Raw genomic sequence first — 14,098 nt, forward strand, 5'->3', positions numbered from 1 at the left:
CAAACTCGGGTGGCGTAGCTGCTTGGTCCGGTGTCGTTCTCACAACAGGTGGCCCCGCCTACTCAGGGCGTCGAAGACCGACCGGCCACCGAGAAGGAGAAGGTTGATGCCCAATCTGCCCGACGGGTGGGTCCAGGTGTGGTTCCTCATGCCGCCCGGCAGCAATGCGACGAGCCTGGGGATGGGTGCAGAACGGGTGGCACCGGATCGGGTGCGGTTGCCGTGGGCAGCCTGGGGCGCGTTCGACGCTGCGAAGCATGACGTTTTCCGTGTGGAGCGCGACGGCGACGGCCAGTGGTGGGTGAAAGAAAAGATCGCGGCCTCGGGCTACTGCGCGATCCGCGTCTGGGCACCTGACGACGATCATCCTGAACACTTCCAGGATGCTGTGCTGGCTGACTTCGCCCGGCTGAACGTGAGCGGGGTGGGCATGTTCGGACTCGTCGTCCTCGATGTTCCACCGACTGCTGATCTACCGTCGGTGCGGCGGCTTCTACGCGACGGTGAGCACGCTGGCCGCTGGACCGTCGACGACCTGTGCGTCACGGCAGCGTGGCGGGCTGCCGTTCCGTAATCACATGTTCGTCTCGGGCCGGCTCCGTATCAGTGACCAGGAGGCCCAATGTCACCAATGGCGTAGGGCCTCGTCGGGCTGGCCTACGACTCCCTGACGGCCTGGCGACGGCCTACAACGGCTGTCGCCGGGCTCCGCCCCTGGTCAGCGGGTCTATCGTGATCTTAATCCGGCGTACAGGTCGACTCGTCCGTCGCCCACCAGCTCAGCGCCTCGATCCAGGCGCTGAGCCACCTGCTTCGCGAGTTGTCGTGATGGGGTGCGACGACACGACCCGCACTCCTTCCTTCAGGACGTACAACTCCCGGCGGGCCACCGCATTGCCCTCCTCGTCCAGTCGATAGCCGTCAAGCCACGTCCAGCCGTGGTAGGCGCAAGGTTCTGTGTGGATCTTGATAAGGCGGACGAAGACCGGCCGGACGAACTGGGGGCCTGCTGTGCGGGTCAGATGCAGCACGTCACCGGGCTTCACGTCGGTGCTCCCTGTCCCGCCAGGCGCGTAGCGTCCTGCCTGCCGTGGCCAGTCGCGGGCACCCTTTGTCGGAGCACTTGGTGCAGGTGGAGCGGTGGTGGAAGTCGACGACGTAACCGGCCGTCAGTACGGAGAACGGAGGCTCGGCCGGCCTCTGTGGCATGGGCACGGCTCACCTCCGACTGGAGCGCATGACGATCCTGGCCCAACGCCGGACTCCGGCGTTGGCCATCGTCCGCAGTTCTGCGGCCGGGGCGGTGGACCGGTCGGTCCGTCGCCGCGCATCCGGACCACTCGGGGTGGCGGCGGGCTCGACCGTGACGACGTCCACCGGTCGGTGGGGGCGCTGGAACCATTTGACTCTAGTCATTAGTAAAGAGTAAAGGACTAGAGCGAGTATGAACTAGCTCTCCGTCAAGTTGATACGTGCCTAGTCGACGGATGCCTAGCGTCAGCGTCATGGGGAAGAAGCTGCGGTTGGTGGGTTCGGGGGAGATCCGGACCATGCTCGGCGGCGTCTCCCGGCAGCGCGTCTACCAGATCACCAACCGCAGGGACTTCCCCGAGCCGGTGGCCAGCCTCCAGATGGGCAACGTCTGGCTCGCCGAAGACGTCGAGGCGTGGATCGCCACCCGGCGCGGGGACCTGGACTGACTGTGAGCCGGCCTCCGCAGGGTCGCCGTCGCCTGCCGGGTTGACTCCACCCGCTGCCGACAGGCCGGCCGTAGCGTCCGTGTCAGTCGTGGTCGCGGCAGCCGACCCGGTCGCCGATCTCCTTCGGGATCCCGTACGGGCTGCACTCCAGCGCGCTGCCCTCACCGATCTTCTTCCACCCGCTCGTCGAGTGCTCGAACAGCAGCACCCCGTCCCCCTGCTGCGACGGGTCGACGGCGAGCACCCCGGCGGTCGCCCACTGCCGGGCGCACCTGATGCGGTCGGGGTCGATCCGGTGCGTCTTCCTGTCCAGCCCCGACACCTGCTGGAGGATCGCGGCACCGACCGGGCAGGCAGCCGGGGTGGCGGACGCCGCGCCGCGCGTCGGCGACGGGTTGCCGGCGGAGGACGGCGCGGCCGTGCCACCGGGCGGGGGCGACGCGGCGTCCGAACCGGTCACCGGGCCGGGGGAGCCGGCCGCCGGACCGGCCGGCGCGGGGTCGCAGGCGGCCAGTGCCGCCAGCAGTGCCAGGGGTACGAGGGCGCGCAGGGCGGTCAGGGGCATCGTTCCTCCAGATCGGACGTGGCCGGGACTCTGTGGAGTACACCCCTGGGCGGTGGGGCAGGTTTTCCACTGTCGGGCATCCGATCGGGGATGAGGTGGTGCAACGGCAGGAGTGTCCGGGCGTCGACGACGCCCGGACCACCCGTCTGTTCAGCTCAGGCGGTGCAGACGCGACCCCCGTCGGCGGCCAGGCTGGCCAGGGAGCACACCTTCAGCAGCGGATAGTGCGGCCCCATCACGGTGGCGGCAGTCTCCGCCGTGCTGTCCACCGGAACGTTCTGGGTGGCGTGCGGGAATCCGGCCACCGGCAGCAGGTTCCGCAGCAGCACCATGTGCGGCGCCACCGGGTACGAGACGGAGAACGGCAGGAAGGTCGCGTCGGGCACCGCCTCGATGGCCGTCCGCTGCTGCTCCCGGCCGAGCACGTACGTGTAGTAGCCGCGCCGGTCGAGGCGGGTGTCGTCGTCGTAGCGGCAGCCGAGACTGGGCGGCGCGTCGGTGAACCGGTTGATCACGACCGGCTTGACCTGGCCGCCCAGGTTGGTGCACATCGAGAAGTAGCGCAGGTCGGCGTGCCGGCGCGGCCAGATACCCGGATGGTTGCCGGTGACCGCCCGTGGCGCCCGGCCCCGGATCACCAGCACCTGGTCCGCCGCGGGCGGGGTGACCCAGGTACCGAGGTAGGCGTTGTCCGGGTTGGGGGCGAGGTTCTCCACCTCCGACGTCCGGGTGAAGAGCTTCTGCCCGGTCTCCTCCGGATGCCCAGGCCCGCCCGGATGCCCAGGCCCACCGGGCCCACCGGGTCCGCCTGGCCCACCGGGCCCGCCGGGTCCGCCCGGTCCACCGGGTCCGCCCGGTCCACCGGGATGACCGGGGCCGCCGGGGCCAGGGCCGCCGGGATGGCCGGGCCCGCCCTGTCCGCCGGGATGTCCCGGCCCGTCACCGGGACCGCCTGCGCCGGCCAGCCCTGCCTCCCGGGCGTTCGGATTTGCCGGGGTGGTGGGGGTGGGGGTGGGGGTGCCGCCGCCTCCCGGGGGGCAGGGCGGCAGGGTCTGCGATACCCCGTCGAGGGTGAGGGTCATGGTGGGCAGGACGACGGTCGCGTCGCCGCCGGCCGGCAGGTAGACCCGGAAGATGACCGACGCCTTCGCGCCGGGCAGGGCGTCCTCCCGGGCCAGCGGCATCCGGTTGGTCTGGCCGATGGTCACGTCGTGGGTGATGGTGAGGGTGAACCGACCACCCGGCGCGGCACGGGTCTGCCACGGATTCCTGCTGCCCGGGTCCGGCGTGATGAGGTAATCGGGCATGCTGGAACTGACGCCATTGCGGGTGAAGTAGGTGGGCTTGTCGTCGTACACGTTGAATGATGCGTACCTGGCGTCGGGAAAGACCCCGGACAGGGTGATTTCCAGACCCGGCGTGACCGGATAGATGGTGGACCAGTAGGTGGCGGCGGTGTCCGGCCAGTAGGCGTTCAGGCTCGTCGCCCCGTACTTCGACGACCAGGCGCAGGTGGGCATGGTGATGCCGGAGCCGGCGGCACGCTCCGCCTCGGCGGGGGCGGCTACCAGGGGGGCGGTCAGCGCGAGCAGCCCTGACAGCAACAGAAAATGCCGACGCGTGGCCCGCGTCGCAGGTGCGGATACGGAGAGTGGCATGCGTCGACTTGATCAGAAACTTGTGTCGCCGTAGTTACTTTCGCGGTCAATTATCGTTGCTGGGTCGCGCGTTTTCGGCCTATCTGTGATTACTATTTCCCGGCAGTGGAGATTATTTCGGAAAAGCCAGTTCCAGGGGGTCTGGTCGGCTGGTGCGGTGGAGTGTGGACAGAGGTCGGGATTCACCCGTTACAGCCTGCCGGGCGGAGGCGCGGCGTGCCCGGCCGCGCCCCCGCCGTACGGGATCAGGCCTCCGTCGGGACCGGGGTCAGCAGCGCCGCGATCCGGCCGGCCACCCCCGGGGCGTGCAGGTGCAGCCGGGCGACGTTGACGGTGTCCGTGCCGATCACGGCGAGCAGGGCCTGCTCGCTGACCGCGTAGACGCTCAGGTAGCCGCCCTGGTTGCGTACCGTCGACTGCTGGAAATCGCCCTGGCCGAGCCGCATGCCGACCTGCCGGCCGAGGCCGAAGGTGGTCGCGGCGAGCGCGGCCAGGTCGTTCGGGTCCACCGCGTTCTGCAGGTTGTGCGTGATCAGCAGGCCGTCGACGCCCCCCAGCACGCAGCCGTGCACCCCGGGGATCTCGTGCCGCAACTCCGCCAGCTCACGACTGATCGCCGGGTACGGCAACGAGCGGTCCCCGGCCAGCGACGGCGGGAGCGTCCGGGCGGCGGGCGGGGCGGCGGCGCGTGCGGCGCGGGCCGAGCGGCGGGGCAGGGCGGTCTCGGTCTTGTCTGCGGTCACAGTTCCAGGCTCTCCTCGATGGTGCGCAGCTGGTGCCGGGCCATCGCCAGGTTGGCCCGGCTCTTGCTCACCATCAGGTAGAGGAAGAGGCCCTTGCCGGTGCGGCCGGTCAGCGGGCGGATCAGGTGGTACTGGCTGCCGAGCGTGATCAGGATGTCCTCGATCTCGTCGTCGATCTTGAGCATCTCCAGGGTGCGCATCTTGGCGCGGACGACGTCGGTGTTGCCGGCGGCGGCGACGGTCAGGTCGATCTCGCCGGTGCCGCCGGCCACGCCGAGGGTCATGCCGCTGCTGTAGTCGACGAGCGCGACCCCGATCGCTCCGTCGATACTCATCGCGTTCTTCAGGGCGACGTCCAGGCTAGCCACGGTGGTGTTCTCCCGGTTCGGCAGGGCGGCGCCGTCGACATCGTCGTCGTCCCGCCCAGGTGGCGGGAGGTGGCAGCGCCGCAAGAGGTCTGACGAGGCTCGCACACACCCCGGGTCGGGCGCACCCGGGGCCGTCGCATCGGGACTGTCCGGCCGACCCGGGCCGACCGGCGGTCCCGTCGAGGGGACCGGGTGAGGGATGGTCCGTATCGGGGGTGACCTGATATCAAGTACCTGGTCCGGATGGTAGGGCCGGAAGTCCCGACCCGGTCTGGCAGCGCGTGCCACGGCCCGGCGGCTGTCCCGGCCGTGGACATCGCGGACGACGGCTCAGCCGGACCAGGCGACGGTCCGGGCCGTCCGGTCGAAGTGCCGGCCCAACTCCGCGTCCAGACGCTCCATCCGACTGTCGTCCAGCGTCACCGTCGGCTCCTGCGGGCTGCGGGCGGTGAGCATCCGGTGGCGCAATCCGGCCGGCGGGTGCGAGGCGAACAGCGACGCCTCGTCGCGGACCGACAGTTGACGGAGCAGCGGCATGTGCCCGGTCGCCGCCGTCCGGGCCCGTGCCACCCCCGACCGCCACGCCGCCGGTCCATCCCCGGCCCGGGACGCCTGCCGCACCACCCTGGCCACCGCGTCCCCGCTGAGCAGGACGTCGAGCAGGTCGCGTACGCCGTCGGTGCCCGCAACCCGGGCGGCCAACTCGTCGGCCAGGTACTCGGCCCGCTGGCTGTCGCGCGACGCCGTCCAGACCAGCAACAGGTGGACGCCGAAGAGCAACCGGGACAGCACCCACGACATCGCCCGGCCCACCGCTTCGCCGAGCAGCTCCAGCAACCCGACGTCCCGGCGGGCCGGGGACGGCCGGAACAGGTCGGCGGCGTCACCGAGCATCGTCAGCGCGGGCTGGGTGACCAGCAGCCGGCGTACGTCACCGTTGACGAAGTGCGCCAGTTCGTGACCGATCAACGCGACCCGCTGCGCCCCGTCGAGGGCACCCCACAGCGGCAGACCGAGACAGAGCACCCGCTGCCGCCGCAACCCCACGGACGTCGAGTACGCGTTGAAGCTGCCGTCCACCCCGACCACCTGCGGCACAGGTGCGGCGATCGCCGCCGCGACCTCAGCGACCAGCGCGTGCAACTCAGGTGCCTGCGAGCGGTCGAGCACCTCCAGATCGGCGTCGAGCCGCCCCAGCCGGGGCCGCAGCACCACCGCCAGTCCGATCAGCGCCGCCCCGAGGAGGACCGCGACATTCGGAAAGGGGTACGCGACGAGCAGCCAGCAGCCGAGCCCGGCCAGCGCCAGCACCCCGACCGTCAACAGCAGCGAGACGGTCGCCGTGACCACTCCCGCCGTCCCCGGCCCGGTCGCCGCCAACGGGCGGTCGACGAGCACGGCGTACTGCCGACGGTTCAGCCGGGCGGCGATCCGGTGGGTACGCCGGTCGACCCCTGCCCAGCCGAACTCGGGTGCCCGCCGCCCCGGGTCGTAGCCGTCCAGGTTCCACTCGCAGTCCGGGCACCAGGGCATCGCCGTACGGATGGACACCGTCGCCGTGGCACAGCGCGGACAGCTCCCCGTCATGATCACGGTGTTCGATTCTGCCGGCGGCTTCCGCTGTCGTACCACCGGCTTTTCGGCCCACTCCGCGCGGTGTCGCCGCGGCTGCGGAACCCGGCCGACGCGGTGTCGCGGGGGCCGGTTCCGACGGCGTCTGGGCAGGTCGGGACGGATTTCGCGGTTTCGCCTCCGGGGCCGCCGAGCACGTCTACTGTGGATGTGGTCGCGACCAATTGCGGCGATCCGGTGGCGGTCGGGCTGCGCCCGGTGCACAGTGATCTCATGAACGACAGCGGAAGTGGTGGGCACTACTACTGGTGCACCCGACACCACCGGGTCGAGACCGATGCCGACGTGTGCCCTGCCAAGCACGTTCTCGGACCGTATCCCTCGGCTGCCGACGCGGAGAACGCCCTGCAGAAGGTGCAGGAGCGCAACGAGGCGTGGGAGGCCGAAGACGCCCGCTGGGCCGGGGAGGGCAACTGAACGGCGCGGGACGGCCCGCGTCGAGGACTCCGTGCCTCCGTGGGGAGGCACGCGGGAGCATGTCCCCAAGGAGGGAACCGAGATGGCCGAAGCAGCACAGGCCACCACCCGCCCGGCCGCGACGAAGACCGCCGCCGCGCAACGGACCGCAGGCGCGACCCGGAGCACCGCGGCCCGCCGCTCGACCACGACCACGGCTGCGGCCCGCAAGGCGTCGGCCGGCCGGGCCACGGCGAGCGCGGCGGGCGCCGGCTCGGGCCGGACCCCGTCCACCGGCACCGCCAGGAAGACGGCCGGCACGGCGACGAAGGCCCCGACTACCAGGAGCACCGCCCCGAAGTCGACGGCCAGGAAGGCCCCGGCGGCCCGGAGCACCGCGTCGAAGGCCCCCGCCTCGAAGTCGACGGCGAAGAAGGCACCGGCGAAGAAGGCCGCCGGCAAGACCACCACCACCGCCCGGAAGACCGCCGGAGCGGCGACGAAGACCACGGCCGCCGCCCGGAGCAGCGCGGCGAAGAAGACCACCGCGGCGAAGCGGACGACCGCGGCCGCGGCGAAGAAGACCACCGCGACCGCCCGGACCGCGGCCAAGAAGGCCACGGCCGGGAAGAAGACGGCGCCCGCCAGGAAGACGGCACCCGCCGCGAAGAGCACGGCCGCCAGCAGAGCCACGGCCGTGAAGAAGGCGTCACCTGTCAAGAAGACGACGCCCGCGAAGACGACGGCGGCCCGCAAGACCACGCCCGCGAAGAAGACCGCGGCGACGAAGAAGACCACGGCCGCGAAGAGGACCACGCCCGCGAAGAAGACCGCTGCGGCCACGAAAGCCCCGGCCCGCAAGTCGACCGCCGGGACCGCGCCCGCGTCGAAGTCCACCGCGAAGGCGGCGCCGGCCCGCAAGACGAGCGCGTCGGCCACCCGCAAGGCGGCGGCGAAGAAGACCACGGCCACCACCGCCCGCAAGGCCACCGCCCGCAAGGCGCCCGCGCGGACGACGGCGGCCCGGGCCACCGCACCGGCGCGCGCCCGCAGGACCACCGGCTGACCGTACGGAGCCTACGGCCCGATTGCCGACGAGCGGATCACGCGGCACGCTGCCAGGATTGACCCGTGGTCATCCGACGTGTGCTCGCGCCCCGCATCGACTTCGGCGCGCTGCGCCGTGAGCTGGGACTGCCTGACGGCTTCCCGGCCGCGGCGCAGCGCGAGGCCGACGAGGCGGCCGACGCCCCACCGCCCGCCGTGGCCGACCGCACCGACGTCCCGTTCGTCACGGTCGACCCCGCCACCTCCCGCGACCTGGACCAGGCGCTGCACCTCAGTCGTCGGCCCGGCGGCTACCGGGTGCGGTACGCCATCGCCGACGTCGCCACCCACGTACGCCCCGGCGGGCCGCTGGAGGAGGAGACCTGGCGGCGTGGGCAGACCGTCTACCTGCCCGACGGCAACGTGCCGCTGCACCCGCACACCCTCAGCGAGGGTGCCGCCAGTCTGCTGCCCGATGTCGACCGGGCGGCCGTGCTGTGGACCATCGACCTCGACGCCGACGGGGCCACCGTCGCCGTCGGGCTGGAACGCGCCCTGGTACGCAGCCGCGCCAAGCTGGACTATCCGGGCGTGCAGGTGGCCGCCGACGCCGGCCGGCTGCCCGACCCGATCGCGTTACTGCCCGAGATCGGTGCCCTGCTCACCGCCCGTGGCCTGCGCCGGGGCGCGGTCAACCTGCCCCTGCCCGAGCAGGACGTCGAGCCCGACGGGGACGGGTGGCGGCTGGTGCTGCGCGGTCCCGGCCCGATGGAGGACCACAACGCCCAGATCTCCCTGCTCACCGGGATGGCGGCGGCGGACATCATGCTGGCCGGCCGGATCGGGTTGCTGCGCACCATGCCGGCCCCGAAACCGGAGGCGGTGGCCCGGCTGCGCGCGGCGGCGGCCCCGTTGGGCGTGCACTGGCCCGACGGGGTACGGGTCGGCGAGGTGCTGGCCGGGTTGGACGCCTCCCGGCCCCGGGCCGCCGCCTTCGTCGACCAGGCGGCCGAGCTGATGCGTGGCGCGGCGTACACGGCGTTCGACGGCGAACTGCCGGAGCAGCCGGAACACGGCGGGGTGGCCGCCGCGTACGCCCACGTCACCGCCCCGCTGCGCCGGTTGGCCGACCGGTACGCCACCGAGGTGTGCCTGGCCCTGCACGAGGGGCGCGAGGTGCCGCAGTGGGCCCGGTCGGCGCTGCCCCGGCTGCCGGAGGTGATGGCCTCGACCGACCGGACGGCGGGGGCGGCCACCCGGGGCGCGATCGAGCTGGCCGAGGCGGTGCTGCTGGAGCACCGGGTGGGGGAGACGTTCTCGGCGGCGGTGCTGGACACCGACGCGCCCCCGAACGGCCCGGCGAAGCCCGGCCGGGTCCCCGGCGGGACGGTGGCGTTGGACGATCCGCCGGTACGGGCCCGCTGCACCGGGGAGCTGCCGCTGGGTGAGCGGGTCACCGTACGCCTGGTCACCGCCGACCCGGTCGGCCGCAAGGTGCTCTTCGAGCGGGCCTGAAACCCGGTCCGGGCGGCGCGGCGGGCGGTGCCGCGCGGCGGGCGGTCAGCGTCACAGTGCCTTGCGCTGCTGGTGGCGTGGCGGTTTGCGAGGATGACGCCATGGCATACGACGCGAGCACCCTCCCCGACGTGTCCGGGCTGACCGTCGGCATCATCGGCGGCACCGGCGACCAGGGACGGGGACTGGCCTACCGGTTCGCCCGCGCCGGCCAGCGGGTGCTGATCGGGTCCCGTTCCGCCGACCGGGCGGCCGAGGCGGCGGCGGAGATCGCCGCGCTGCCCCGGCTGCCCGCCGGGGTCGACGTGACCGGCGCGGACAACGACGAGGTGGCCCGCCGCAGCGACGTGGTGGTCGTCGCAGTGCCGTGGGACGGGCACGCGGCCACCGTCGGCGCGCTGGCCGGACCCCTGGCCGGCAAGATCGTCGTGGACTGCGTGAACCCGCTCGGCTTCGACAGGCAGGGCCCGTACGCGCTGCCGGTCGCCGAGGGCAGCGCGGTGCAGCAGGCGGCGGCCCTGCTGCCCGACTCCCGGGTCTGCGCGGCGTTCAACCACGTCAGCGCGCCGCTGCTGGCCGACCCGGAGATCGACCGGATCGACCTCGACGTGCTGATCTGCACCGAGGACCGGGAACTGGTCGACATCGTCGGCGCGTTGGCCGCCCGGATCCCCGGCATGCGCGGCATCTACGCCGGCCGGCTGCGCAACGCCCACCAGATCGAGGCGTTCACCGCCAACCTGATCGCCATCAACAAGCGCTACAAGGCCCACGCCGGCATCCGGGTCACCGACCTCTGATCCCCAACCCTCCGCCCGCCGCGACCGTGGAGGGTGAGTGCCCGCAGGGGGCCGGTTCCCTCCAGGATCGCGGCGGGTGGGGGCGGTGCTCAGAAGTTGGTGTCGACGCCGGCCTTGCTACAGGCGGCGTTCGCCATCGCGCTGGTCTTCTGGAACTCGGGGGCGTCGGCGGCGGTGTCCAGGTTCGCCGCGGTCGCCACCCGACCGGACGCGACCCCGAACGCGGCCAGTGCGGTGACCGCCTCGCTGGCGGGGGCACCGGCGGTGGCCTTCGCCAACTCCTGCGCCATCTCCGTGTAGGCCTTGCGGATGGTCGGCGTGGGGTCGCCACCGGACGTCGCGGCCTTCACCACGTCGGCCTTCGTCGTGTCGGCGATCTTCTTGGCCGCCGCGCAGATCTTCTTGTCGACCGCCGGGTCGGCGGCGGCGGTCGGGCCGCCGGTGCCCGGGTCGGTGGTGCCCGGGTCGGTGGTGGCAGACGGTGCGGCAGCGGTGGCCGACGCGCTGGCGGGCGTCGACGGTGCGGCAGTGGTCGACGGTTCCGCCTCGCTGCACGCCGCGAGGGCCAGCACGGAGACACAGGTCAGGACGACTGTTGACAAGCGAACATGATCCACGGCCGGAACCCTAGCCGCTCCCGCCGCACCAGGGGACCCCGGCCCGCGGTGGCTCGTTGCGCGACGGTGGGGCGGGGGCACCGCCCCACCGTCCGTACTCAGAAGGTGTGCTCGGTGGCGGGGAACTCGCCGCCGCGTACCTCGTCGGCGAAGCGCCGGGTCGCCTCGGTCAGCGTCCCGGCCAGGTCGGCGTAGCGCTTGACGAACCGGGGGGCCTTCCCGGTGCGCAGCCCGGCCATGTCCTGCCAGACCAGCACCTGGGCGTCGGTGTCGGGGCCCGCGCCGATGCCGACGGTGGGGATCGCCAGTTCGGCGGTGACCCGCTTGGCGACCTCGCCCGGCACCATCTCCAGCACCACCGCGAACGCGCCCGCCCCGGCCACCGCCCGCGCGTCGGCGAGCACCTCCTCGGCGGTGTCGCCGCGCCCCTGCACCCGGTAGCCGCCCAGGGTGTGTTCGCTCTGCGGGGTGAAACCGATGTGCGCCATCACCGGGATGCCCGCCCCGGTGATCGCCGCGATCTGGTCGGCGCAGCGCCGACCGCCCTCCAGCTTCACCGCGTGGCAGCCGCCCTCCTTCATGAACCGCACCGCCGTGCGCAACGCCTGCGTCGGCCCCTCCTCGTACGAGCCGAAGGGCAGGTCGCCGACGACCAGGGTGTGCCGGGTGGCCCGGACCACGGCGCGCACCAGCGGCAACAGCTCGTCGACCGTCACCGGCAGGGTGGTCTCGTAGCCGAACACGTTGTTCGCCGCCGAGTCGCCGACCAGCAGCGCCGGAATCCCCGCCTGGTCGAAGATCCCGGCGGTGTACTGGTCGTACGAGGTGAGCATCGCCCACCGGTCGCCGCGTTCCTTGGCGGCGATCAGGTCGCGGGTGCGGACCCGGCGGGTCGCCGGCCCGCCGTACAGGGCGGTCACCTCGGTCGGGGTGGACTCCACCATGACTGTCTCCTTTCCTCGAGGCCGCTGTCGCGGTCCCCGGGTTCCGTCGCGATCGTCGCACCGCACGACCGGTCGACGGCAGGGAACAGTGCAGGATTTCACTCCGCCGGGGCGGCACCCACCACCGTCAGCCGTCCTCACGCCAGCGGTTGGTGATCGGCAGCCGACGGTCGCGGCCGAACGCCTTCATCGAGATCTTCGTGCCCGGCGCGGACTGTCGACGCTTGTACTCGGCGGTGTCCACCAGCCGCAGCACCTTGTCCACCACCGCCGGGTCGTGGCCGGACTCGACCAGGCCGGCCCGGCCCAGGTCGCCGTCGACGTAGCCGATCAGGATCGGGTCCAGCACGTCGTAGTCGGGCAGGCTGTCGCTGTCGAGCTGGCCGGGGCTCAGCTCGGCCGACGGGGGCTTGCCGATGGAGTTCTCCGGGATCGGCGGGGTCTCGCCCCGGCGGGCCGCGTCGGCGTTGCGCCACTTCGCCAGCCGCCAGATCAGCGTCTTCCAGACGTCCTTGACCGGGTTGAACCCGCCGACCGAGTCGCCGTAGAGGGTCGAGTAGCCGACCGCCAGCTCGCTCTTGTTGCCGGTGGTGAGGACCAGGTGGCCCTCCTGGTTCGACAGTGCCATCAGGATCACCCCGCGTACCCGGGCCTGGAGGTTCTCCACCGCCACCCCGGACAGCGAGATGTTCGCCAGGAAGGTGTCCACCATCGGCTGGATCGGCTCGACCCGGTAGTCCAGGCCGGTGCGCTTGGCGAGGTCCTCCGCGTCGGCCCGGGAGTGCTCCGAGGAGTGCTGGCTGGGCAACGACACGCCGACCACCCGCTGCGGCCCGAGCGCATCGACGGCGAGCGCGGCCACCACCGCCGAGTCGATGCCGCCGGACAGGCCCAGCACCACCGAGGGGAACCGGTTCTTGTTGACGTAGTCGCGCAGGCCCAGCACCAGCGCCTGCCACACCTCGGCCTCGTCGGCCACCGGGGCCATCAGGCCGCCGTCGGCCGCCGGCCCGGTCGGGGCCGCCGGCACCCCCTCGACGGTACGGCGTACCACCCGCATCCCGTCGGCGAGATCCTCGGTGTCGGCGGCGTGCGGGCCCGCCCCGGCCAGCTCCACGTCGTGCACGAGCAGGTGCTCGACGAACTGCGGCGCACGGGTGAGCAGGTCGCCGTCGGGGGTGACGATCATCGAGTCGCCCTCGAAGACCAGCTCGTCCTGGCCGCCGACCATGTTGACGTACGCGATAGGTGCACCGGCCTCGGCGGCCCGGCGGCGCACCAGCGGCAGCCGGACGTCGTCCTTGTTCAGCTCGTACGGCGAGCCGTTGATGTTCACCACCAGACCGACGCCGGCCTGCCGGGCCACCGCGAACGGGCCGCCGGCCTGCCACAGGTCCTCGCAGATGGTCAGCGCCACGTCCACCCCGCCCACCCGGACCACGGTCAGGGTGTCGCCGGGCACGAAGTAACGGTCCTCGTCGAAGACCCCGTAGTTGGGCAGGTGGTGCTTGAAGTAGGTCGCGACCACCCCGCCCCGGTGCAGCAGCGCGGCGGCGTTGCGGGCCCCACGCCCCGGCTGGGCGTCCCCGCTGACCTGCGGCGGCCCGTCGGCGTCCAGGTAGCCGACCACGACCGGCAGGTCGCCGAGACCGTCGGCGGCCAGGTCGGCGGCGAGCCGGCGCAGCGCGGCCTGCGAGGCGGCGACGAAGGAACGACGGAAGACCAGGTCCTCCACCGGGTAGCCGGTGAGCACCATCTCCGGGAAGGCGGCCAGTTGGGCGCCGGCGTCGGCGGCCCGACGGGTCCAGGCACGGATCAGCTCGGCGTTGCCGGCCGTGTCGCCGACGGTCGGGTTGACCTGGCACAGGGCCAGACGCAGGGTGGGCATGCCCTCATCTTGCCCCAGCCGCAGCCGGTCGACCCGGCGGCTGCGGCGAGACGCCGGCCACCCTTTCCGGGCCTGCGGCCGCCCCGGCGCCGGTGACCGGGCCGTCCGGTGATCCGGCCGTCGGGACACCGCAGGACGGGCGGCGGCAGGTCGCGTAACGTCTGCTTAACCAGGCCGGTGAAGACTGGGCGGTCAGGACGGACCGGCCGACCGGTGCCGGACGTA

Annotated in this window: 14 protein-coding genes; 6 read left to right on the forward strand and 8 right to left on the reverse strand. The window is 72.6% G+C overall.

Annotation, left to right across the window (positions count from 1 at the left end; all coding sequences use genetic code 11):
• Positions 1-106: 106 nt before the first annotated feature.
• Together ACN260_RS06865 and ACN260_RS06870 are read left to right on the forward strand one after the other, a co-directional pair.
• Complete coding sequence (locus tag ACN260_RS06865; RefSeq protein ID WP_422755192.1) at positions 107-574, forward strand: DUF4265 domain-containing protein; 468 nt, start codon at positions 107-109, stop codon at positions 572-574.
• A 931-nt stretch (positions 575-1,505) separates the two neighbouring features.
• Positions 1,506-1,700, forward strand: a complete 195-nt coding sequence (locus ACN260_RS06870; protein ID WP_228543537.1) for a helix-turn-helix transcriptional regulator — start codon at positions 1,506-1,508, stop codon at positions 1,698-1,700.
• 82 nt (positions 1,701-1,782) lie between these two features.
• Here ACN260_RS06870 and ACN260_RS06875 read toward each other — a convergent pair whose 3' ends face one another.
• The 5 genes from ACN260_RS06875 to ACN260_RS06895 all read right to left on the reverse strand — a co-directional run bounded on the left by ACN260_RS06875 (position 1,783) and on the right by ACN260_RS06895 (position 6,585).
• Positions 1,783-2,265, reverse strand: coding sequence for a hypothetical protein (locus ACN260_RS06875; protein ID WP_422755193.1), 483 nt, complete (start codon positions 2,263-2,265; stop codon positions 1,783-1,785).
• A gap of 155 nt (positions 2,266-2,420) precedes the next feature.
• Positions 2,421-3,869, reverse strand: a complete 1,449-nt coding sequence (locus ACN260_RS06880) for a hypothetical protein (RefSeq protein WP_422755194.1) — start codon at positions 3,867-3,869, stop codon at positions 2,421-2,423.
• A gap of 299 nt (positions 3,870-4,168) precedes the next feature.
• Complete coding sequence (locus ACN260_RS06885) at positions 4,169-4,666, reverse strand: roadblock/LC7 domain-containing protein (RefSeq protein WP_422755195.1); 498 nt, start codon at positions 4,664-4,666, stop codon at positions 4,169-4,171.
• On the reverse strand, positions 4,663-5,034 hold the full coding sequence (locus ACN260_RS06890) for a hypothetical protein (protein ID WP_422755196.1): 372 nt from the start codon (positions 5,032-5,034) through the stop codon (positions 4,663-4,665). Before ACN260_RS06890 ends, ACN260_RS06885 begins: the two co-directional genes overlap by 4 nt.
• A 330-nt stretch (positions 5,035-5,364) precedes the next feature.
• Positions 5,365-6,585 (reverse strand): M48 family metallopeptidase, encoded by a 1,221-nt coding sequence (locus tag ACN260_RS06895; protein WP_422755197.1) that lies wholly within the window; start codon positions 6,583-6,585, stop codon positions 5,365-5,367.
• 231 nt (positions 6,586-6,816) lie between these two features.
• On the opposite strand from ACN260_RS06895, the gene ACN260_RS06900 reads away from it, so the two are divergent.
• From ACN260_RS06900 to npdG, 4 genes are all read left to right on the forward strand, one after another.
• Positions 6,817-7,083, forward strand: coding sequence for a hypothetical protein (locus tag ACN260_RS06900; protein ID WP_422755198.1), 267 nt, complete (start codon positions 6,817-6,819; stop codon positions 7,081-7,083).
• Between the two features lie 82 nt (positions 7,084-7,165).
• The gene (locus ACN260_RS06905) at positions 7,166-8,128 is read left to right on the forward strand and encodes a hypothetical protein (protein ID WP_422755199.1); all 963 of its coding nucleotides are present in this window, start codon (positions 7,166-7,168) and stop codon (positions 8,126-8,128) included.
• Positions 8,129-8,193: 65 nt separating this feature from the next.
• On the forward strand, positions 8,194-9,624 hold the full coding sequence (locus tag ACN260_RS06910) for an RNB domain-containing ribonuclease (protein ID WP_422755200.1): 1,431 nt from the start codon (positions 8,194-8,196) through the stop codon (positions 9,622-9,624).
• Between the two features lie 101 nt (positions 9,625-9,725).
• Entirely contained in the window at positions 9,726-10,424 is a 699-nt protein-coding gene (gene npdG, locus ACN260_RS06915; protein ID WP_422755201.1) for an NADPH-dependent F420 reductase, read from the forward strand.
• 89 nt (positions 10,425-10,513) lie between these two features.
• Here npdG and ACN260_RS06920 read toward each other — a convergent pair whose 3' ends face one another.
• The 3 genes from ACN260_RS06920 to ACN260_RS06930 all read right to left on the reverse strand — a co-directional run bounded on the left by ACN260_RS06920 (position 10,514) and on the right by ACN260_RS06930 (position 13,873).
• Positions 10,514-11,026, reverse strand: a complete 513-nt coding sequence (locus ACN260_RS06920; protein ID WP_422755202.1) for a hypothetical protein — start codon at positions 11,024-11,026, stop codon at positions 10,514-10,516.
• A 113-nt stretch (positions 11,027-11,139) separates the two neighbouring features.
• Positions 11,140-11,985: a 3-methyl-2-oxobutanoate hydroxymethyltransferase gene (gene panB, locus ACN260_RS06925; RefSeq protein ID WP_422755203.1), complete on the reverse strand. Its 846-nt coding sequence runs from the start codon at positions 11,983-11,985 to the stop codon at positions 11,140-11,142.
• A gap of 127 nt (positions 11,986-12,112) precedes the next feature.
• Positions 12,113-13,873, reverse strand: coding sequence for an NAD+ synthase (locus tag ACN260_RS06930; RefSeq protein WP_422755204.1), 1,761 nt, complete (start codon positions 13,871-13,873; stop codon positions 12,113-12,115).
• Positions 13,874-14,098: the final 225 nt, after the last annotated feature.

The sequence above is a fragment of the Micromonospora sp. WMMD708 genome (genome assembly GCF_049315245.1).
Classification (GTDB): domain Bacteria; phylum Actinomycetota; class Actinomycetes; order Mycobacteriales; family Micromonosporaceae; genus Micromonospora; species Micromonospora wenchangensis.